The organism is Oceanicola granulosus HTCC2516 (assembly GCF_000153305.1).
Taxonomy (GTDB): domain Bacteria; phylum Pseudomonadota; class Alphaproteobacteria; order Rhodobacterales; family Rhodobacteraceae; genus Oceanicola; species Oceanicola granulosus.
On the sequence record NZ_CH724108.1, the window covers coordinates 296,956 to 317,922 of the forward strand.

Below are 20,967 nucleotides of genomic sequence, written 5' to 3' on the forward strand. Positions count from 1 at the left end.
TCAGGAAACAGCTATGACCCCAGTGTGCTGGAAAGGGCGTCGTAGGGCGGGCGTGTTGCGGTGCGGCACGGGATAATGCTTCAGCCCGGCTCCCCCGCCATGCCGGGCTGAAGCCCGGCCTACGGGGGACCGTAGCACCTCCATTATCCCCTGCCGCACCGCAACACGCCCGCCCTACGACGCCAGCACGTTGCGGAACAGCCAGGGGTCGCTCTCGTCGATGTCCTCCGGGAACAGCTCCCAGCGGTCCTGCAGGGGGGTCCAGTCGGTGTAATGCGCCTCGACGGGGCCGAGGTAGGGGCGCTGGATCTCGAGGCAGCGGGCGTGGTCCATCTCGTCGGTCTCGACGATGCCCCGGCCGGGATTCTCGAGCGCCCAGACCATCCCCGCCAGCACCGCCGACGTTACCTGCAGGCCGGTCGCGTTCTGGTCGGGGGCGAGACGCCTGGTCTCCTCGTTGGACAGGCGCGAGCCGAACCAGAGCGCGTTCTTCTCGTGGCCGAACAGCAGCACGCCGAGCTCGTCCACGCCGTCGATGATCTCGTCGACCTCGAGGATCTCGTGCACCGCCTGCTGGCGGCCCGAGCCGAACATCTCGTGCAGGCTCAGCACGGCGTCGTCGCAGGGGTGGTAGGCGTAGTGGCAGGTGGGACGGAACTCGGGCTCCGCGCCCTCGCCGACGGTGTAGTAGTCGGCGATGGAGATCGCCTCGTTGTGGGTGACGAGGAAGCCGAATTGCGGCCCCGGCGTCGGGCACCAGGTGTGCACCCGGGTGATCGCGCCGGGCCGCTCGAGCCAGATGCCGGCCTGGCAGCCGGTGGCGTGGCGGTGGGCGTTCTCGGGAAACCACGTCTCGTGGGTGCCCCAGCCGAGCTCGGCGGGCTGGAAGCCCTCGGCGATGAAGCCCTCGACCGACCAGGTGTTGACGAACACGTTGCGCGGGCGCGGCTTGTGGCGAACCTGCGTGTCGCGCTCGGCGATGTGGACGCCCTTGACCCCGAGGTTCTGCATCAGCTTCGCCCAGCCTTCGCGGTCGGTCGGGGCGGTGGCGTCGCGGCCGGTGTCGCGCGCGAGGGTCAGCAGCGCCTCCTTGACGAACCACGACACCATCCCCGGGTTGGCGCCGCAGCAGGATACCGCCGTGGTGCCGCCGGGATTCGCCGCCTTCTCGTCGCGCACCTTCTGGCGCAGGGCGTAGTTCGTGCGCTGCGCGTTTTCACTGGTCTCGAAGTAGAAGCCGGACCAGGGTTCGACGACGGTGTCGATGTAGGGGACATCGATCTCGCGGCAGAAGCGGATCAGGTCGAGCGAGGAGGTGTCGACGCTGAGGTTGACGCAGAAGCCCCGCCCCGGCTCGAGCAGCCCGCCGAGCAGCTCGCGGTAACTCTCCCGCGTCACCGCCTCGGCGACGTGGCGGATGCCCTGCGCAGCGAGCGCCTCGGCCTTGGCCGTGCTGGGCTCGACGACGGTGAGCGCGCCGGGGTCGAGGTCGAAGTGGCGCAGGATCAGCGGCAACGTCCCCTGCCCGATCGAGCCGAAGCCGATCATCACCACCGGCCCGTCGATGCGGCCGTACTTGCCATGCGTCTCAGTCATCCAGCGTCTCCCATGCGATCGGAGCCTCATAGGCAAAGGCGGCGGGCTTGTGAACCGGGCGGGTGCCGTCGCCCCGCCCGGCGAGGGGCCGCCGTAGGCCGGGCTTCAGCCCGGCTTCCCGGCCGGTGCGGGCCGGGCTGAAGCCCGGCCTACGGGGACCGGCACACGTTCGCGTGAGATGGGGCGGTGTGACCTAGCGTCAAACAGGCACGCCCTTGCCGGAGGGGTGACGCGAACATAATGTGAACATCATGCCACGCACACTCCAGGACAAGCTCGCGATCCTGTCGGACGCCGCCCGCTACGACGCCTCCTGCGCCTCGTCCGGCACCAGCCGGCGCGACTCGCGCGACGGCAAGGGTCTGGGATCCACGGAAGGCTCGGGGATCTGCCACGCCTACGCGCCGGACGGGCGCTGCATCAGCCTGCTGAAGATCCTGATGACGAACTTCTGCATCTTTGACTGCGCCTATTGCGTCAACCGCGTCTCCTCCAACACCCCCCGCGCGCGCTTCTCGCCGGAGGAGGTCGTCCACCTCACCACCGAGTTCTACCGGCGCAACTACATCGAGGGGCTGTTCCTCTCCTCGGGCATCATCCAGACTCCCGACAAGACGATGGAGGACATGGTCCGCATCGCGCGCACGCTGCGTCTCGAGGAGAATTTCCGCGGCTACATCCACCTCAAGACCATCCCCGACGCCTCGCCCGAGCTGATCGCCGAGGCCGGGCTCTACGCCGACCGGCTCTCGATCAACGTCGAGCTGCCGACCGACGCGGCGGTCAAGGCTTACGCGCCCGAGAAGTCGCCGGGCCAGATCCGGGGCGCGATGGCCGACGTGAAGGCGCAGCGCCGCGCGTCGAAGGACAGGAGCCACACCGGCAAGCGCCCCGCCAAGTTCGCGCCCGCCGGGCAGTCGACGCAGATGATCATCGGCGCCGACGGCTCCAACGACGCCACCATCCTCGGCCAGTCCTCGGGCCTCTACGGCGCCTATGGGCTGCGGCGGGTCTACTACTCGGCGTTCTCGCCGATCCCCGACAGCTCGGCCAAGTTGCCGCTGGTGACGCCGCCGCTGCAGCGCGAGCACCGGCTCTACCAGGCGGACTGGCTGATGCGGTTCTACGGCTTCGGCGTCGACGAGATCACCGGCAGCCGCGCCGACGGCAACCTCGACCTCGAGATCGACCCGAAGCTCGCCTGGGCGCTGGCGCATCGCGAAGAGTTTCCGCTCGACGTGCAGCGGGCCGACAAGGCGATGCTGCTGCGGGTGCCGGGCTTCGGCACCAAGACGGTCGACCGCATCCTCGCCACCCGCCGCCACCGCGACCTGCGTTACGACGACCTGCGGCGGATGGGGGCGGCGCTGAAGAAGGCGCGGCCGTTCATCACCCTGCGCGACTGGTCGCCCGGCGGGACGATCGACAGCGCAGACCTGCGCACCCGCTTCGCGCCGCCGCCCGAGCAGCTGTCGCTGTTCTAGGCGATGCGCACCGTCGCCCTCCCCCGGATCGGCACCGCCGCCGCCTGGCGCACGGCGGCGCGCGGGCTGCTGGCCGCGCAGGTGCCGCCCGAGGCGGTGCTCTGGGCGTGGGACAGCCCGGCGCAGATCGACCTGTTCGGCGCTGAGCCCGCACCCGTCGCGCCGCGCGGCGACGTCACCGTGCCCAAGGCATTCGTGGCGCTGGCCGAGAACGTCTGCTGGCACAGCGATCCCGAGCGCTTCGCGCGGCTCTACGCGTTCCTGTGGCGGCTGCGGCGCCAGCCCCAGCTGATGGTCGACCGGGGCGACGCGCAACTCGCGACCTTGCGCGGAATGGAGAAGAACGTCCGCCGCTGCGCGCACAAGATGACGGCCTTCGTGCGCTTCCGCGATCTCGGCGAGGCCGGCGCGGACGGCCGCCGCCGCTTCGCCGCCTGGTTCGAGCCGACGCACCACACGCTCGAGCCGACCGCGCCGTTTTTCACCCGCCGCTTCGCCGACATGGACTGGGCAATCCACACGCCCGACGTCACCGCCCGCTTCGAGGGCGGGCAGCTGAGTCTGCACGAGGGCTCGCCGCGCCCCGACCTGCCCGAGGACGGCGCCGACGAGCTCTGGGGCACCTACTTCCGCAACATCTTCAACCCGGCCCGCCTCAAGGTGAAGGCGATGACCTCCGAGATGCCGCGCAAGTACTGGAAGAACCTGCCCGAGGCGCGCCACATTCCCGATCTGATCGCCAACGCCGAGGCGCGGGCGCGCGAAATGGCCGAGGCGGCACCGACCCTGCCGCCGGTGCGCGCGGAGCGGATCCTGGAACGGCTGCACGCGCCCGGCGTTCTGCGGGGGATGACATTCGACGATCTCAGGAAGCGCGCCGAGGCGGAAAACCGGGAGACCCAGCCGGGCTACGGCCGGATCGTGCTCGGCGAGGGGCCGGCGGATGCGCGGCTGATGGTGGTCGGCGAGCAGCCCGGCGATGTCGAGGACCGCGAAGGCCGTCCCTTCGTCGGCCCCGCCGGGCAGATGTTCGACACCGTCGCCGCCGAGGCCGGGCTGGAGCGCGGCGCCGCCTACGTGACGAATGCGGTGAAGCGCTTCAAGTTCACCCTGCGCGGCAAGCGGCGCATCCACCAGTCGCCCACGAGCGGCGACATCGAGCATGCCCGCTGGTGGATCGCGCAGGAGCTGGACCTGGTGCAGCCGAAGCTGATCCTCGCCATGGGCGGCACCGCGGCGGAGACACTGACCGGCAGCCGCAAGGGCATCCTGAAGCGGCGCGGCGCGGTGGAGGAAACGGAATACGGCCCGGTGTTCCTCACCGTGCACCCGTCCTACCTGCTGCGCCTGCCGGACGCGGCCGCCAAGGCGGCGGAGACGGCGCGCTTCCGCGACGATCTCGCGTCGGTGGCGAAGCTCGTCGCCTGAGCCGGCGCTCCCGCGGAACGAAGAAGGCCGCACCCGGCGGGGCGCGGCCTTCTCGATCTGTCGCCTCGGAACGGCTTAGTTCTGGGCGTAGTATTCGATGACGAGGTTGGGCTCCATGATCACCGGGTACGGCACGTCGGCGAGGCCGGGAGCGCGCACGTAGGTGGCGGTGAGCTTGGAGTGGTCGACGTCGAGGTAGTCCGGCACGTCGCGCTCGGGCAGTTGCGTCGCCTCGAGGATCGACGCCATCTGGCGCGACTTCTCGCGGACGGCGACGACGTCGCCTTCCTTGACGCGGTAGCTCGGGATGTTGACCCGCTTGCCGTTGACGGTGACGTGGCCGTGGTTGACGAACTGGCGCGCGGCGAAGATCGTCGGCACGAACTTGGCGCGGTAGACGACGGCGTCGAGGCGGCGCTCGAGCAGGCCGATCAGGTTCTCGCCGGTGTCGCCCTTGACGCGCTCGGCCTCGGAGAAGATGCGGCGGAACTGCTTCTCGGTGAGGTCACCGTAGTAGCCCTTGAGCTTCTGCTTGGCGCGCAGCTGCAGGCCGAAGTCGGACATCTTGCCCTTGCGGCGCTGGCCGTGCTGGCCGGGGCCGTATTCGCGGCGGTTCACCGGGGACTTCGGGCGGCCCCAGATGTTTTCGCCCATGCGGCGGTCGATCTTGTACTTGGCAGAGGTGCGTTTGGTCACCGTCTGATCTCCTTCTGGACTGTCGAAGGGCGTTGTCCTTTCCCCGAAGGGCGACAGGCATCCCCTCGCGGGGGCCACCAACACCAATGAGCGCGCCGCCTACGCCAGCCGGCAGGCGGTGTCAACCGCTCTCGCCGGCCCCGGGATCGCGGGAGCCCCAGGCGCGGGGCGGCTCGAGCCGCAGCACCCGGCCGCTGTCGGGATAGGTGACCACGTCGCGCTCGGCACGGGTGCCGACGACGAGGAAGGTGACCGGCGCGTCGGTGTCGTTGCGGATGGCGTGGGCGTTGGCGACTCCCGCCGGCCAGCAGACCGCGTCGCCGGGGCCGATCTCGTGCTCGCCGTCGTTCTCGACGACGACGGCCCGGCCCTCGAGCAGGTAGAGGAACTCGTCCTCGTTGAGGTGCCAGTGGCGCTCGGAGGAGGGCGTGCGCGCCTCGAGCGTGACGACGTAGGCGCCGTACTGGGTCAGTCCGCCGGCCTCGGACAGCCGCACCTCGGTGCGCCAGCCCGCCGAGCCGCGGCGGCGCTCGGCCGGGACGCTGCCGCGGCGCAGGATCACGCCGCCATCCCGGCGAGGATTGCCGCCTCGGGCGCGCTGAGCAGGCGGCGCGCGAACGGGCCGTAGCGGGTGGGATCGCGGCTGACCCCCGGCACCAGCGCCTCCAGCCGCGCGGCGTCGGCGGCGTCGAGCCGGCCTGGCGGCATCGCGGCGGGGTGGAAGCTCTCGGTGGCGACGCCGTTGGCGAACAGGATCTCGTGCTGCTCGAGCGCGAGGTGGATGTAGATCAGCCCGGCCAGCCCCCGCACCCGGTCGATGCCGCGCCCGTCGACGAGGTCGGCCGCCGCGACGAGCACCTCGGGCGTGGCGAACATCGCCTCCGCCCGCCGCCCGCCGACCAGCACCCGGTGGCCGGGCGAGACCAGCAGTTCGCCGTCCGGCACGTCGCTGGCCACCGCGCCGGGGCGGAAGCGCACGGGCGCGAGCTCGGGCATCGCCCTGAGACGGGCACCGCTGATGCGCCGCCGCCCTGTCCAGAGCACGGGTCGGCAGCCGTTGTCCTTGGTCTGGACCCGCGTGCCCTCTGCGATGCGCTCGACCGGCAGCGCGCCGCGTTCGGTGCGGATCAGGGTGCCGGGGGTGAAGCAGATCACGTTCGCTCGCGGCGCTTCGGGATCGCGCGGCGCGGTGCGCAGCGTCCGGCGCACCACCCACAGCTCGGCCTCGGCGGGCGGCGGCGCGCCCTCGAACAGGCACAGCGGCGAGCGGCCCCGAGGGCGCTGGATGACGCGCACGCGCCAGAGCCGGGTGCCGTCGGTGACGGTGAAAGCCTCGTCGTCGCTCCCGGAGAAGGCGTCGGGCGCATCGTCGTCGGGCAAGGGCGGCGGAGACGGCGCGGCGGCACGGCCATGCCGGCGCAGCGACGCCGCCGCGCGCTGCCGGATGTCCGCTGCTCCCAGGGCCGGACCGAGGGGCAAGACCCCGTTCGGGCCGTCCACCCGGACCAGGTCTCCGCGCCAGCGCCACATCGCGCCCTTGCGCAAGGCGGTGACGGGGGCCGACCAGAGGCCGTCGACTTCGGTCTGGGTCCAGGAGATGACGAACGTGCCGCGAAAGCCCGCTCTCATGCCTGTGCAACCTGCTCTTCGTCTCGCTCGAGCGCCCTGCTCTGCCGGCCGGGTCGCCGCTTTCCGACATACCACCCTGCCCCGGCCGATCAAGCCGGCGGCAGACAACGGTGCGAGGAGCGTGACCTAAAAGGCGAAGTTCAGCTTGAGCGAGCCAAGCACCTGGCCCTCGGTCTGCTCCTCGAATTCCTCGCCGAGGTAGGTCAGCCCGTAGAAGAACGACACGTCGGCCGCCGCCTGCCAATGCACGCCCGCGCGCACCCGGAGCCGCTCCTCGGCCAGCGTCGCGACGCCGCCGGCGGGGAGATAGAGGCTCTCGCTGATGCGGGTGACATCGAGGCCGCCGACGAAGCCGAGCCCCGTCACCGCGCCCTCGATGCCGCGCACGAGGTGGCCGGTGACGCTGTCGCGCAGCAGCAGCCCGTCACTCAGGATGTCGCCCACCATCCAGTCGACGCCGATCCGGCCGAGGTCCTCGACCCCGTGCTGCAGCTCGGCGAAGGGGCGGAAGATGGCGCCCTGCAGCACCACCGGGCGGGCGGCCTCGAGGGTGCCGTGCAGGTGGGCGCCGTCGCCGATCTGCCACTCGCGCACCCCCATGCGCGGCGCGTCGGTGCGGTCGTGCACCCACGCCTGCGCGTCGTCGATCCCGGTCTGCGGGCCGGTGAAGACGAGGTCCGCGCCGAAAGCGAGGTCGAACGGGCCGCGCGCCACGTGGGTGTGTGCGCCGAGGCTGTGGATCCCGGCGTAGCGGCGGTCGCGCGAGCCGGTGCCGTTGAGGCGCGAGGGGGCGATGATCTCGGTGTGGAAGCGGTATTCCATGACCTGCCCCGGCCGCGCCGGCGCGCGCCCCTGCCAGCCCGGCCCCCGGATCAGCGACCAAGTGTAGGAACCGGTCCGCCAGCGGTCGAGCCCGTCGCCGATCAGGTCGTTGTTGAAGATCCGTCCGTAGCCCAGCGTCTGCCGTTCGGCAGTGGCCGCGCCGGGCAGGAGCAGGGCGGTGAGCGCGAGGAGCGCGGCGAGGAGGGTGGCACGCATCTGCGGGGTCCGTGGCTGTCGGGTGGCGCTGCCTCCCTGTCTACGGCGGCGGGCGGGGCGGTTGCGAGGCGCGCGGGCAGAAGTTGGCGCGCCATTGCGGCGGCGACACAGGTCAGGAGCAGTAGCCGGGCATCTCGCCCGCGAACGGCTCGGCGCGGCGGGCGACGGAGACATACGCGCCGTCGCGGTCGTAGGCGGCGCAGCGCCCGCAGAGACCGGCCTCGATCATCACCGCGCCGAGGTCGCGCCCGTCGTCGAGGCGGCAGCGCCCGACGAGGCGGTCGTAGGAGCGCGCGCCGGTCAGGTCGCACGCGACCCGCCGCCCGGCCACGAGCCGGCGCATCGCGGCGTCGGCGCGCTCGCCGAGCGGCGTGCCGCGCTCGTCGCAGGTCAGCCCGTTGAGCCGGACCGGCTGGCCCGCCACCTCCACCGTGTCGCCGTCGCGCACGTGGGTGACGCGGCCCGTCAGCCCCTCGGAGGCCGCGAGCGGCGGCACGAAGTCCGGCCTGAGCGCCACGGCCAGCCCGACGAGCACCAGCAGCAGCGGCACGTGGCGCACCAGGCGGCGCGGACGCGACATCCGCCAGGCAATCTGGACGAGCTGCCGGAGCAGGGACAGGAGGATCAGGAGCGCGAGGGCGGCGAGGCCGAGGGTCGGGAGGTCGTGGTCGAAGGGCACTGGCAGGCGTCCGGACTGTGGGCGTGCGGCCATGTCGCCCGGAAGGTGGGCGACAGTATGGCGCGGCGGCCCCCTGCCCTCGCGCCTACTTCCGCGTCCGCCCCGCGCGCAGCCAGCGGTAGTCGTAGGGCCGCAGGGCGAGGTGGCCGTCGACGGGGCCGGGTTCGGTGTCGGGCGGGCCCACGATCTGCGCCAGCGGCTCCGTGCCGAGCTCGGAGAGCGGCACCTGCACGTCGCGGTCGGTGAAGTTGTGCAGCGTCACCACCTCGCTGCCGCGCCAGGCGCAGGCGAGGCCGAGCACGCCCTCGGGCAGCCCCTCGATGACGCGCCACGACCCCCAGCCGATCGCCGGGCAGGCCCGCCGCGCCCGCACCAGCGCCTGCACCTGCCCCAGCAGCGACGCCGGCCGCCCCTCCTGCGCGGTGACGTTGGTCTCGTGGTAGCCGAGCGGCCCCTCGGCGACGGCGGGGCGCACCGTCTCGGCGGCGTCGGAAAAGCCTCCGTGGGGCTCGTCGGACCACTGCATGGGGGTGCGGACCGGATCGCGCTCGGGCAGGTCGAGGTCTTCGCCCATCCCGATCTCGTCGCCGTACCACATGACCGGCGTGCCCGGCAGCGCGAACAGCAGCGACTGCGCCAGCGCCACCCGCCGCGCGTCGCCGCCGAGCATCGGCGCGAGCCGGCGACGGATGCCCCGGTCGTAGAGCCGCATCCCCTCGTCCGGCGCGCAGGCGGCGAACACCTCCTCGCGCTCGGCCTCGCCCAGCTTGTCGAGCGACAGCTCGTCGTGGTTGCGCAGGAACACCGCCCATTGCGCCTGCAGCCCGTCCTCCTCGGGCCGCGAGCGCAGCGCCGCGACGACGGGCGCGGGATCGTGGCGCACGAAGGCCAGCCACAGCGCCTGGTTCAGCGGGAAGTCGAAGAGCAGCTGCATCCGCTCGTCCTCGCCGAAGGCGCGCCCGCCGAAATAGAGCGGCGCCCTGTCCCGCTCGACGTTTGCCTCGGCCAGCAGGATCGCCTCGGCGCGCCGCCACGACAGGAAGTCGCGCATCTCCGACAGCAGCAGCAGCGGCTCGCGGTCGGGCTCTTCCTTCAGCCCCTTGTACTCGACGAGGAATGGCACCGCGTCGACGCGGAAGCCCGAGACGCCGAGCTCGAGCCAGTAGCCCATGATGCGCAGGATCTCCTCGCGCACGGCCGGGTTGGCGATGTTGAGGTCGGCCTGGTGCGCGTAGAAGCGGTGCAGGTACCACGCCTGCGCGGTCTCGTCCCAGGTCCAGACCGCCTCCTGCACGCCGGGGAAGATGATGCCCTCGGTGAGGTCCTCGGGCTCCTCCTCCGACCAGACGTACCAGTCGCGATAGGGCGAGTCCGTCGAGGCGCGGGCGGACCGGAACCACGGGTGGTCGATCGAGGTGTGGTTGGCGACGAGGTCCACGAGCACCCGCATCCCCCGATCCCGCGCGGCGCGCAGGAAGACGACGAAGTCGCCGGCGCTGCCGAGGCGCGGGTCGATGCCGTAGAAGTCGGTCACGTCGTAGCCGTTGTCGCGGTTCGGCGTGGGGTAGAACGGATTGAGCCAGACCGTCGTGACGCCGAGCCCCTCGAGGTGGTCGAGCCGGTCGGCCAGCCCGCGGAAGTCGCCGACGCCGTCGCCGTCGGCGTCCATGAAGGTCTCGACATCGAGGCAGTAGACGACGGCGTTCTTGTACCAGAGGTCGATCATGGGCCGCGGGTCCGCACTGGGGAAGCTGGCAGGACAAGGCGCGGGCACGGGATGGGTTCCGCCAGCCCGCCGGCAGCGAGCGCGGCGCGCCCGGGTCCTGCCGCGCGCGGCCGAAGCCGAGCGGTGTCAGGCGGCGACGGGGGCGCCGACGAGGGGCATCCGGAAGGTGAAGGTCGTGCGGCCGCCCTCGCAGGCGACGTCGATCCGGCCGTCGTGGGCGGCGGCGATCGAGGCGGCGATGGAGAGGCCCAGCCCGAGGCCCTCGTCGCCGCTGTGGCGGCCGCGGCGGTAGGGCTGGAACAGGTTCCCGCGCACCTCCTCGGGGATGGGCTCGCCCTCGTTGGTGACGCTGATCGCGGCCTCGCCCCCCTCGACGGCGGCGCGCACGCCCACCGTGGTGCCGGGGGTGGCGTGGCGCACGGCGTTGGACAGCAGGTTCGACACCGCCTGCGCGACGCGGGCGGCGTCGCAGCTGACCGGCCGCGCGAGCTGCAGGTCGAGCGTCACCGCCTGCCCGTCGGACGCGGCGCGGATCTCCTCCACCACCTGCGTCACCGCCTGCGCCAGCGGAGCGTCGTCGCTCGGCGTGATCCGCAGGCCGCCGCCGAGCCGGGAGCGGGCGTGGAGCATGATGTTGTCGATCAGGTCGTTCATCCGCTGCAGCGACGCGCGCATCAGCGGCACCACCCGGCGCGCCCGCTCGCCCATCGGATCGCGCTCGATCTGGCGCAGGCCGGCATCCAGCGCGGCGACGGGGTTGCGCAGATCGTGGCCGAGGACGGCGACGAACTCCTCCTGAATGCGGGCCATCTCGCGCTGCTGCTCGACCAGCCGCTCCTGGGTCTCGAGTCGCTCCTCCGTCTCGAGGCCGCGGCCGATCACGTCGGCGAACATCTCCAGCATCGCCACCGCGCGCGGGTTCTTCACGTCGCGCGGCTCGGTGTCGATGGCGCAGAGCGTGCCGAAGAACGAGCCGTCGCTGCGGTAGATCGGAATCGAGGCGTAGCTGACGATGCCGAACTGCGCCGCGATCGGGTGGTTGCGGTAGACGTCGTCGGTGGCGACGTCGTTGAACAGCACCTTCTCGGACGTGTCGCGGACCGACTGGCAGAAGGTCGACTCGATCTCGATCTCGTCGCCGGCGGCGAGGCCGAAATTGACCTCGTCCACCGTCCGGCAGGCGATCCAGCGCTCCGCCGTCACCCGCGCCACCGCCGCGAAGCGCATGTCGGTGGCGAGCATCACCGTCTCGAGGATGGTGCGCACCAGCTCGCTGCCCGCGAGCATCTCGATGTCGGCCTGGAAGTCGTGCCAGCCCGCGAGGTAGGCCGCATGATCCTGTATCGCCGCGCGCTTCCCGGTCTCGTCACTCATGCTGCACCCCTGACCCACATCCCTCCCTAAACCGGGTCGGCCGGGAACGGCAATGGCCAGCGCGTCCCCGGGCCGCAACCGACGCCGCGCTGCTGCCTACCAATACAATATTATGCCGCCGCCTCGGCTCACCCGCACTTGGAGAAGCCGCAGTTCCCGCAGGTCATGCAGCCTTCGACCATGCGGAGGTCGTAGCTGCCGCAGGAGGAGCAGGCGGCGGTGCGGGGGCGGGGGGTGTCGAGGGAGACAACCTCGGCCTGCGGGTCGGACTTGAGCCCCAGCCCTTCGCCCGCGAGGAAACCGGTGGCGACGAGGTGCTTCTCGATCACGCCGCCGATCGCGGCGAGGATCGAGGGGATGTACTTGCCCTGCATCCACGCCCCGCCGCGCGGGTCGAACACGGCCTTCAGCTCCTCGACCACGAACGACACGTCGCCGCCGCGCCGGAACACCGCCGAGATCATCCGCGTCAGCGCCACGGTCCAGGCGAAGTGCTCCATGTTCTTGGAGTTGATGAAGATCTCGAAGGGCCGGCGCTGGCCGTTGATGATCACGTCGTTGAGCGTGATGTAGATCGCGTGCTCGCTGCCGGGCCACTTGAGCTTGTAGGTCTGCCCGTCGAGGGTCTGCGGGCGGTCGAGCGGCTCGGTCATGTAGATGACCTCGCCGGCGTTTTCGTCGGAGACGACTTCGGGAGCGGCCGGCGCCTCCTTCTTCTCCTCGCTCACCGACAGCACCGAGCCGGTGACGTCGTTCGGCCGGTAGGTCGTGCAGCCTTTGCAGCCCGTCTCGTAGGCCTCCATGTAGACGTCCTTGAAGCTCTCGAAGTCGATGTCGGCGGGGACGTTGATCGTCTTGGAGATCGACGAATCCACCCACTTCTGCGCCGCCGCCTGCATCCGGACGTGGTCCATCGGGGCGAGCGTCTGGGCGTTGACGAAATGGGCGGGCAGCTCCGCGTCGCCCCGGGTCTCGCGCCAGAGCTGGACGGCGTAGTCGACCACCTCCTCCTCGGTGCGGCTGCCGTCCTTCTGCAGCACCTTGCGGTTGTAGGCGAAGGCGAAGACCGGCTCGATCCCCGACGACACGTTGCCGGCATAGAGCGAGATCGTCCCCGTCGGCGCGACGGAGGTGAGCAGCGCGTTGCGGATGCCCTTCTCGGCGATGGCGGCGCGCACGTCGTCGTCCATCTGCGCCATCGTGCCGGAGGCGAGGTAGGGCTCGGCCTGGAACAGCGGGAACGCCCCCTTCTCGGCGGCGAGGTCGGCGGAGGCGAGGTAGGCGGCGCGGGCGATGCGCTTCATCCACGCCTCGGTCAGCGCGGCGGCCTCCTCGGAGCCGTAGCGCTGCCCGACCATGAGCAGCGCGTCCGCGAGGCCGGTGACGCCGAGGCCGATGCGCCGCTTGTTGCGGGCCTCCTCGGCCTGCTGGGGCAGCGGGAAGCGCGAGGCGTCGACGACGTTGTCCATCATCCGCACCGCGGTGGCGACCAGCTCGTCGAGCGCCGCCTCGTCGAGCGACGCGCCCTCGGCGAAGGGCTCGGCCACCAGCCGGGCGAGGTTGATCGAGCCGAGCAGGCAGGCGCCGTAGGGCGGCAGCGGCTGCTCGCCGCAGGGGTTGGTGGCGGCGATGGTCTCGCAGTAGGCGAGGTTGTTCATCTCGTTGATGCGGTCGATGAAGATCACGCCGGGCTCGGCGTAGTCGTAGGTCGAGCGCATGATCCGGTCCCACAGCTCGCGCGCCCGCACCGTGCGGAAGACCTCGCCGCCGAAGGTCAGCTCCCAGTCGGCATCGGCCTTCACCGCCTCCATGAACGGGTCGGTGACCAGCACGGACATGTTGAACATGCGCAGCCGCGCCGGGTCGGACTTGGCCTCGATGAACTGCTCCACGTCCGGATGGTCGCAGCGCATCGTCGCCATCATCGCGCCGCGCCGCGAGCCGGCCGACATGATGGTGCGGCACATCGCGTCCCAGACGTCCATGAAGGAAAGCGGCCCCGACGCATCGGCCGCGACCCCGGCCACCGGCGCGCCGCGCGGGCGGATGGTGGAGAAGTCGTAGCCGATCCCGCCGCCCTGCTGCATCGTGAGCGCGGCTTCCTTGAGCATGTCGAAGATGCCGCCCATTGTGTCGGGCACGGTGCCCATCACGAAGCAGTTGAACAGCGTCACCGAGCGGTCCGTTCCGGCCCCGGCGGTGATGCGTCCGGCGGGGAGGAAGCGGAAATCCTCGAGCGCCGCGTAGAATTTCGGCTCCCACGCCGCCGGATCGGCCTCGACCGAGGCGAGGGCGCGGGCGATGCGCCGCCACGTGCCCTCGACGTCGGTGTCGACGGGCGTGCCGTCGGCGTCCTTCAGGCGGTACTTCATATCCCAGATCTGTTCGGCGATCGGCGCGGCGAAGCGGGTCATGGCGGGGATCCTTTCGGAAACTTGAGCTGGGTCGGACTGGCAGAATCGGGGACGGAGACCTAGCTTACCCACAACATCTGGGGCGCGGAAGTGGGGAGCCGGAACTTTTGGCGAACATGCTGCATTTGCAGAAACTCTCGGTCGGCACCGACGGGATCGACGACCTTTCGGCCTGGCAGGACCAGCGCCGCGCGCAGACGCCGGACGGGCTGCCGCGCCACGTCACGCGGATGTGGCCCAAGCGCGCCGACGAGCTGCTCGCGGGCGGGTCGATCTTCTGGGTGATCAAGGGCACCATCCTGTGCCGCCAGCGCATCCTGCGCCTCGACGCGCACGACCGGGGCGACGGCATCCGCCGCTGCGCCATCGTGCTCGAGCCCGGCCTCGTCCCCGTCGCCCCCACCCGGCGGCGCGCGTTCCAAGGCTGGCGCTACCTCGCGCCCGGCGACGCCCCGCCCGACCTGACGGCGGCGCGGCAGGGCGAGGACGCGCTGCCGGCGGAGCTGTCGGCGGCGCTGGCCGAGATCGGCGTACTCTGAGCGCTCAGGCCCGGCCGTAGGCCTCGGCGATCGCGACCTGGATCGCCTCGTCCGCCGATCGCTCGGCCCAGGTCACGAGCTGGAACGCGGGGTAGAAGCGCTCGGCGTTGGTGACGGCGGCGCGGATCATCGTGTCGAGCTGGTCCGGCCCAGCCACCTGCTCGCCCGCGAGCACCAGCCCGTAGCGCCAGACCATCAGCTTCTGCTCGGCCCAGTAAGTGAAGGCGCCGGCCCAGCACAGGTCGTTCGCCCGGTTCAGCGCCTCGTAGAGCGCGCCGACCCGCTCCTCGGGCGGCTCCATCTCGAAGGTGCAGATCAGCCGCAGCGTCTCGTCGTAGGCCGACCAGGCGAGGGTGATGGAATAGGTCCGCCACTGCCCCTCGACGGCCATCGCGATCTGGTCGTCGGCGATGCGGTCGAACTCCCACTCGTGGTGCTCGGCGATGTGCTCGACGAGGTCGATCGGGTGGATTTCGTCGCTCGGGATATGCTCGGTCAGCGCCATCTTGGGCCTCCTGTATCCTAGCGCGGGATCTCCTGGCAGCGCCCCAGCGCTAGTCTGCGTCCTCAAGGGAGACGGTGCATGGCCGGTCTCCTTACCATATATGGTGAAGCCCCCGGCGGGCTCCTGTCCAGCAGTTTCTTGGGGATAACCACAGTATTTTGCGGTTTGCCCTTCCCTGCCCTCCCGATCTGGCCCCCGCCACTAACTTACCCACAAGTCACCCCCCATTGACCTCCCTCGCCGCCGGTGCAGGATCGCGCGCGAAGGAGACAAGCCCATGAACATCGACCTGCTGAAACGGCTCTGCGAAACCCCCGGCGTGCCCGGCAACGAGGAGCGCGTGCGCGCGCTGATCGAGGCCGAGGTCAAGGACCTGTTCGACGAGGTGAGCACCGACCCGATGGGCTCGCTGCACTGCGTCCGCAAGGGCCGCGACGGCGCGCCCCGCGTCATGCTGCTCTGCCACATGGACGAGATCGGCTTCTTCGTCAGCCACATCACCGACAAGGGCTTCCTCTACCTGCAGCCCGCCGGCGGCTTCGACCCGCGCAACCTGTTCTCGCGCCGCGTGCTGGTCTGCACCGACGAGGGCGACCTCAAGGCGGTGATGAATCCGGGCGGCAAGCCGATCCACATCTCCTCGCCCGAGGACCGCAAGAAGGTGCCGGAGGTGGCCGAGTTCTTCGTCGACACCGGCCTCGGCGAGGCGGCCAAGGACAAGATCAGGGTCGGCGACTACGTGGTGATGGACGAGCCGTTCCTCGAGCTCGGCGACAAGGTCGTCTCCAAGGCGCTCGACAACCGCATCGCCTGCTGGCTCGGCATCGAGGCGGTGCGTGCCCTGAAGGACGACGCGCGCGGCGCCGAGGTGCACGTGGTGTTCACCACCCAGGAGGAGGTCGGCCTGCGCGGCGCCCGCACCGCCGCCTACAAGGTGCGCCCCGACATCGGCATCGGCATCGACGTCACCCTCTCCTGCGACACGCCCGGCGTGCCCGAGCAGGACCGCACCACGGTCCAGGGCGAGGGCTTCGGCCTGCACCTGCGCGACGGCAGCTTCATCGCCGACAAGGCCCTCGTCGCCGCCTTCGAGGCCGTCGCCAAGGAGAAGAACATCCCCTACCAGCGCACCATGCTGCGCTCGGGCGGCCAGGACGGCGCCGCCGCCCAGCAGGCCGCCGCGGGCGCCCGCGCCATCGGCATCACCGTCGGGACCCGCTACATCCACACGGTGACGGAGATGGCCCACAAGAGCGACCTCGCCGCCGCCCGCGACGTGCTCGCGGCCTACCTCGAGAGCCTCTGACGTCTCTGTCCGTCAAGTATCCCAGGGAGGTGAATGGCAACGCCAGAGGGGGGATAGCGTCCCCCCTGCCCCGCCAGACGCAAGCGGCCCGCGCAGGGGATGCGCGGGCCGCCTCGTCATCCGGCCGGGGGTGCGCGGCGAGCGCGCACCCTACGCGTCGGTCTTCGCTTCCATCGCGTCGAGGCGGGCCTTGAGCGCCTCGTTCTCCTCGCGCGCCTTCTGCGCCATCGCGCGCACCGCGTCGAACTCCTCGCGGGTCACGAAGTCGCGGTCGGCGAGCCAGCGGTCGACCATGCCCTTGAACGCGGTCTCGGCCTCGTCCCGCGCGCCCTGCGCCACGCCCATCGCGTTGGTCATGAGCTGGGACAGGTCGTCGAAAATCTTGCCCTTGGTCTGCATCCGGTGCCTCCGATTGGTCCGTCCCTATATGGGTCCGATCCCGCCGCCCAGCAAGGCGGGCGGTTGACACCGCTCCGGACCGGCTCCACCAACCGGCCATGACCGGCATCCCCTTCCCGGAGTTTCTCCGGCCCGAGATCTTCTCCGTCTCCCTGTTCGGCTTGGAGTTCGCGCTGCGCTGGTACGCGCTGGCCTACATCGTGGGCATCGTCATCGGCTGGCGCATCATCCTCGCCGCCGTACGCCGCCCCCGGCTGTTCCCCGACAACGTCGCGCCGCTGACGCGCGAGCAGGTGGAAGACCTCGTCACCTGGATGATCGTGGGCATCATCGTCGGCGGGCGGCTCGGCTTCGTGCTGTTCTACCGGCCGGGCCACTTCCTCGACAACCCGCTCGAGATCCCCGCCATCTGGCAGGGGGGCATGTCGTTCCACGGCGGCTTCCTCGGCGTCGGCGCGGCCATCGTCTACGTCGCGCGCAAGAACGGCGCGCGGATCGGCACCATCTCCGACCTGCTCGGCATCGCGGTGCCGCCGGGGCTGTTCCTCGGGCGGCTGGCGAACTTCGTCAACGGCGAGCTCTGGGGCCGCCCGACGGACCTGCCCTGGGGCGTGATCTTCCCCGGCGAGGCGGCGCAGACCTGCGCCGATGCCGTCGCCGGCGCCTGCGCGCGCCACCCTTCGCAGCTCTACGAGGCGCTGCTCGAGGGGCTGCTGCTCGGCGCGGTGCTGCTGGTCGGCGCGTTCCGTCTCGGCTGGCTGAAGCTGCCCTGGCTGGTGACCGGCGTGTTCCTCGTCGGCTACGGGCTGTCGCGGATGCTGGTCGAGCTGGTGCGGCAGGCCGACGCGCAGTTCGTCGGCCCGGGCAACCCGTGGGGCCACGTGATCCAGTTCGGCGAGTGGGGCCTGACGATGGGCCAGCTGCTGTCGCTGCCGATGGTGATCGTGGGCATCGCGATGATCCACCATGCCCGCCGCCAGCGAGCCGCGGCGCCGTGAGCCTGGCCGAAATCATCCGCCGCCAGATCGCGATGGCGGGGCCGCTGACGGTGGCCGACTACATGGCGCTCTGCCTCAACCACCCCGAGCACGGCGTCTATGCCGGCATCGATCCGCTTGGCGCGGGCGGGCACTTCACCACCGCGCCCGAGATCAGCCAGATGTTCGGCGAACTGCTCGGACTGGCGCTGGCGCAGGCGTGGCTCGACCAGGGCGCGCCCGCGCCCTTCGCGCTCGCCGAGCTCGGCCCCGGCCGGGGCACGCTCATGGCCGACGTGCTGCGCGCGGCGCGCGGCGTGCCCGGCTTCGCCGCGGCCGCCGAGTTGCACCTCGTCGAGACCTCCCCCGCCCTGCGCGACGCCCAGCGCGACCGTCTCGGCGCGGCGACCTGGCACGACACCGTCGCCACCCTGCCGGACGACCGGCCGCTGTTCCTGCTGGCCAACGAGTTCTTCGACGTGCTGCCGGTGCGCCAGTTCCTGCGCGACGGCGAGGGCTGGCGCGAGCGGGTGATCGCGCTCGACGAGCACGGCGCGCCGACCTTTGGTCTCACCCCCGCCGCGCCGCTCGAACGGCTGGCCGACCGGCTGGCCGACACGGCGGAGGGCGACATGGTCGAGCATTGCCCGGCCCTCGCGCCCGTCGCCGAGGCCATCGGCGCGCGCATCGCGGCGCAGGGCGGGGCGGCGCTGATCGTGGATTACGGCGATTGGCGGCCGCTGGGCGACAGCCTGCAGGCGCTGCGCCGCCACGAGAAGATCGATCCGCTCGACGCGCCCGGCAGCGCCGATCTCACCGCCCATGTCGACTTCGCCGCCCTCGCCGCCGCCCGACCCGCCGGCCACACTGCGCTGACGCCGCAGGGCGTCTTCCTCGAGCGGCTCGGGATCGCCGAGCGCGCCCGGCAGCTCGCCGCCGGGCTCGAGGGGGCGGCGCTGGAGGCGCACCTCGCCGCCCACCGGCGCTTGACCCACCCCGCCGAGATGGGTCACCTGTTCAAGGTGATGGGCCTCTACCCGCCGAACGCCGCGCCGCCCCCGGGCCTCGACCCGTCCGGCCCCGACCCCGCAGGTCTCGAACCATGACGCTCGACATCATCACGTCCGATCTCCTCGCGCCCGCCCGGCACGGCTTCTTCGCCCGGGGCGGCGGCGCGTCGTCGGGCATCTTCCACGGGCTCAATTGCGGCTACGGCAGCTCCGACCAGCACGAGGCGGTGAGCATCAACCGCGCCCGCGTCGCCGCCGCGCTCGAAGTGGCGCCCGACGCCCTCGTCGGGGTGCACCAGGTCCACTCCGCCCGCGTCGTCACCGTCGAGGGCGTGCCCGAGGGCCCCGCGCCCGAGGCCGACGCGCTGGTGACGAAGGTGCCGGGGCTGGCGCTGTCGGTGCTGACGGCGGATTGCCAGCCGGTGCTGTTCTGCGACCCCGAGGCCGGTGTCGTCGGCGCGGCCCACGCGGGCTGGCGCGGCGCGATCGACGGGGTGCTCGAGGCGACGCTCGACGCGATGGAGGCGCTCGGCGGGCAGCGCGGTCGCACCCGCGCGGTAATCGGTCCCTCGATCAGCCAGCGCGCCTACGAGGTCGGCCCCGAGTTCCTCGACCGCTTCCTCGCCGAGGACTCGTGCTACGGCCGCTTCTTCGCGCAAGGCAAGGACGACCGCTACCTGTTCGACCTGCCCGGCTTCGGCCTCGCGCGGCTGCGCGCCGCCGGTGTCGCCGAGGCCGCCTGGAGCCGGCACTGCACCTATTCCGACCCGGGGCGCTTCTTCAGCTACCGCCGCTCGGTGCACGCCAACGAGGCCGATTACGGCCGGCTGATCGCCGCCATCCGGCTCTGAGGCGGTGGCGCGGGGCCGCGAACATGTCCCGGCGCTGCCCCATTCTCGCCTTCCCCCGATGGTCCCCTGATGGTGCGGTTAAGGTTAACCGCGGCTGCAAGGAAGGTCGGCAGGATGACGAACAAGACTCCCCTCATCGATCGGATTCGCCGGGAAGCTGAGCAGACGAGCGTCGCGATGCCGTGGCAGCGCGGGGCCCGCCGGGCCGCGTTCATCGCCCGCCGCAAGGACGCCGAACTCGCCAGCGCGCCGGCCCCGACGGCACCGCCCCGCCGCGCCGGCGGCGGCAACGTGCGCGTCCTGCACCCGGTCTGACCCGATTCGCCGATTGTGGCGGACCGGCTCCCGAGGCGTCGACAATGCTCGCCCGATGCCCCGATTGACCGCCCGCGCGTAACGCACGCCACCAGTCTTTGACACAGCCGTCGCCCTACGCCGAGACTGGTTCCAGTCAGAAACTAGTCCTCTGAAGTTGTCGGTGGGGGCCGACGGACGATGTGACCGACCGTAAAGGGTTCGCATGACCAAGCCCCTCACGCCCGCTGCCAGGGCGTCCCTGTCCGACGCCACCACCGCCGTTCCCGTTCCCGCCACCGTGCCGCCCGAGACCCCGCCGCAGCGACGCACGCTGATGCGCAAGTACGAGGTGCTCTATGCCCGGCCCAACGGCGACATCGACGACTTCACCAAGGTCGCCCCCGCCACCCCCGCCTTCGAGGACGCCTTCGCCGCCTTCGCCCGCGGCACGCTGATCGCCACGGAGCGGGGCCCCGTCGCCATCGAGGACCTGCTGCCGGGCGACGAGGTCAAGACGGTCGACGACGGCTACCAGCCGCTGCTCTGGCGCGGCTGCACCAGCATCGTGCCCAAGGCCAGGGGCCAGGCGGAGCACATGGGCCGGCTGACCCGCATCGCCGCCGACGCGCTCGGCATCGCCCGCCCGATGCCCGACCTCGTGCTCGGCCCGCGCGCGCGGCTCTACCACCGCAGCCAGGCGATCCAGCGCTACACCCGCGGCGACGGCGCCTTCGTGCCGGCGCGCGAGATGGTGGACGGCTGCAACATCATCGAGCTGACGCCGATGAGCGCGGTGCCGGTCTACCACCTGGGCTTCGCCGCCCATCACCGCATCGTCGCCTGCGGCGTCGAGCTGGAGAGCCACCACCCGGGCACGCTGCACGAGATCGGCCTGCGCGGTGAGACGCTCGAGCTCTACCTGTCGCTGTTCCCCCACGTGGAGGAGTTCGCCGATTTCGGGCCGCTGCGATACGCGCGGCTCAGGATGTCTGACCTGCAGATGATGGGAGTGGCGTGAG

The 20,967-nt window shown here is 71.5% G+C and carries 20 protein-coding genes; 9 read left to right on the top strand and 11 right to left on the bottom strand.

Annotated features, from left to right (window positions below; genetic code table 11):
- Positions 1–174: 174 nt before the first annotated feature.
- Positions 175–1,596, bottom strand: a complete 1,422-nt coding sequence (locus tag OG2516_RS13805; RefSeq protein ID WP_007256320.1) for a homospermidine synthase — start codon at positions 1,594–1,596, stop codon at positions 175–177.
- Positions 1,597–1,847: 251 nt separating this feature from the next.
- Between OG2516_RS13805 and OG2516_RS13810 the strand changes: the two genes are divergently transcribed.
- A complete protein-coding gene (locus OG2516_RS13810) occupies positions 1,848–3,080 on the top strand; it encodes a putative DNA modification/repair radical SAM protein (protein WP_040616037.1) in 1,233 nt (410 codons plus the stop codon).
- Positions 3,081–3,083: 3 nt separating this feature from the next.
- A complete protein-coding gene (locus tag OG2516_RS13815; RefSeq protein ID WP_007256322.1) occupies positions 3,084–4,508 on the top strand; it encodes a UdgX family uracil-DNA binding protein in 1,425 nt (474 codons plus the stop codon).
- Between the two features lie 75 nt (positions 4,509–4,583).
- Here the strand turns inward: OG2516_RS13815 and rpsD are convergent, their stop codons facing one another.
- From rpsD to OG2516_RS13855, 8 genes are all read right to left on the bottom strand, one after another.
- Positions 4,584–5,204 carry a 30S ribosomal protein S4 gene (gene rpsD, locus OG2516_RS13820; RefSeq protein WP_007256323.1) on the bottom strand — a complete coding sequence of 207 codons (621 nt, stop codon included), beginning with the start codon at positions 5,202–5,204 and terminating at the stop codon, positions 4,584–4,586.
- Between the two features lie 121 nt (positions 5,205–5,325).
- Positions 5,326–5,766: a cupin domain-containing protein gene (locus tag OG2516_RS13825; RefSeq protein ID WP_007256324.1), complete on the bottom strand. Its 441-nt coding sequence runs from the start codon at positions 5,764–5,766 to the stop codon at positions 5,326–5,328.
- Positions 5,763–6,833, bottom strand: coding sequence for a Hint domain-containing protein (locus OG2516_RS13830; protein ID WP_007256325.1), 1,071 nt, complete (start codon positions 6,831–6,833; stop codon positions 5,763–5,765). The genes OG2516_RS13825 and OG2516_RS13830 overlap by 4 nt, the downstream gene beginning before the upstream one ends.
- A 126-nt stretch (positions 6,834–6,959) precedes the next feature.
- Positions 6,960–7,871, bottom strand: coding sequence for a lipid A-modifier LpxR family protein (locus tag OG2516_RS13835; protein ID WP_007256326.1), 912 nt, complete (start codon positions 7,869–7,871; stop codon positions 6,960–6,962).
- 112 nt (positions 7,872–7,983) lie between these two features.
- Complete coding sequence (locus OG2516_RS19080) at positions 7,984–8,550, bottom strand: thermonuclease family protein (RefSeq protein ID WP_007256327.1); 567 nt, start codon at positions 8,548–8,550, stop codon at positions 7,984–7,986.
- An 85-nt stretch (positions 8,551–8,635) separates the two neighbouring features.
- A complete protein-coding gene (locus OG2516_RS13845) occupies positions 8,636–10,276 on the bottom strand; it encodes an alpha-amylase family protein (protein ID WP_007256328.1) in 1,641 nt (546 codons plus the stop codon).
- A gap of 126 nt (positions 10,277–10,402) precedes the next feature.
- Positions 10,403–11,650: a GAF domain-containing sensor histidine kinase gene (locus OG2516_RS13850; RefSeq protein ID WP_007256329.1), complete on the bottom strand. Its 1,248-nt coding sequence runs from the start codon at positions 11,648–11,650 to the stop codon at positions 10,403–10,405.
- A 128-nt stretch (positions 11,651–11,778) separates the two neighbouring features.
- Positions 11,779–14,064 (bottom strand): adenosylcobalamin-dependent ribonucleoside-diphosphate reductase, encoded by a 2,286-nt coding sequence (locus OG2516_RS13855; protein ID WP_007256330.1) that lies wholly within the window; start codon positions 14,062–14,064, stop codon positions 11,779–11,781.
- Between the two features lie 107 nt (positions 14,065–14,171).
- Here OG2516_RS13855 and OG2516_RS13860 point away from each other — a divergent pair, with 107 nt between their 5' ends.
- On the top strand, positions 14,172–14,603 hold the full coding sequence (locus OG2516_RS13860) for a DUF1489 family protein (RefSeq protein ID WP_007256331.1): 432 nt from the start codon (positions 14,172–14,174) through the stop codon (positions 14,601–14,603).
- Between the two features lie 4 nt (positions 14,604–14,607).
- On the opposite strand, the gene OG2516_RS13865 is transcribed toward OG2516_RS13860, so the two are convergent.
- On the bottom strand, positions 14,608–15,108 hold the full coding sequence (locus OG2516_RS13865; RefSeq protein ID WP_007256332.1) for a type III secretion system chaperone family protein: 501 nt from the start codon (positions 15,106–15,108) through the stop codon (positions 14,608–14,610).
- Between the two features lie 277 nt (positions 15,109–15,385).
- Here OG2516_RS13865 and OG2516_RS13870 point away from each other — a divergent pair, with 277 nt between their 5' ends.
- The gene (locus OG2516_RS13870; RefSeq protein WP_007256333.1) at positions 15,386–16,414 is read left to right on the top strand and encodes a M42 family metallopeptidase; all 1,029 of its coding nucleotides are present in this window, start codon (positions 15,386–15,388) and stop codon (positions 16,412–16,414) included.
- A 150-nt stretch (positions 16,415–16,564) separates the two neighbouring features.
- Here OG2516_RS13870 and OG2516_RS13875 read toward each other — a convergent pair whose 3' ends face one another.
- On the bottom strand, positions 16,565–16,813 hold the full coding sequence (locus OG2516_RS13875) for an accessory factor UbiK family protein (RefSeq protein WP_007256334.1): 249 nt from the start codon (positions 16,811–16,813) through the stop codon (positions 16,565–16,567).
- 98 nt (positions 16,814–16,911) lie between these two features.
- On the opposite strand from OG2516_RS13875, the gene lgt reads away from it, so the two are divergent.
- The 5 genes from lgt to OG2516_RS13900 all read left to right on the top strand — a co-directional run bounded on the left by lgt (position 16,912) and on the right by OG2516_RS13900 (position 20,966).
- Positions 16,912–17,811: a prolipoprotein diacylglyceryl transferase gene (gene lgt, locus OG2516_RS13880; protein WP_007256335.1), complete on the top strand. Its 900-nt coding sequence runs from the start codon at positions 16,912–16,914 to the stop codon at positions 17,809–17,811.
- A complete protein-coding gene (locus OG2516_RS13885) occupies positions 17,808–18,896 on the top strand; it encodes a class I SAM-dependent methyltransferase (RefSeq protein WP_007256336.1) in 1,089 nt (362 codons plus the stop codon). The genes lgt and OG2516_RS13885 overlap by 4 nt, the downstream gene beginning before the upstream one ends.
- Positions 18,893–19,651, top strand: a complete 759-nt coding sequence (gene pgeF / locus OG2516_RS13890; RefSeq protein WP_007256337.1) for a peptidoglycan editing factor PgeF — start codon at positions 18,893–18,895, stop codon at positions 19,649–19,651. The genes OG2516_RS13885 and pgeF overlap by 4 nt, the downstream gene beginning before the upstream one ends.
- A gap of 114 nt (positions 19,652–19,765) precedes the next feature.
- A complete protein-coding gene (locus tag OG2516_RS13895) occupies positions 19,766–19,966 on the top strand; it encodes a hypothetical protein (RefSeq protein WP_007256338.1) in 201 nt (66 codons plus the stop codon).
- A gap of 205 nt (positions 19,967–20,171) precedes the next feature.
- On the top strand, positions 20,172–20,966 hold the full coding sequence (locus OG2516_RS13900) for a Hint domain-containing protein (RefSeq protein ID WP_007256339.1): 795 nt from the start codon (positions 20,172–20,174) through the stop codon (positions 20,964–20,966).
- The last annotated feature ends 1 nt before the right edge of the window (position 20,967 follow it).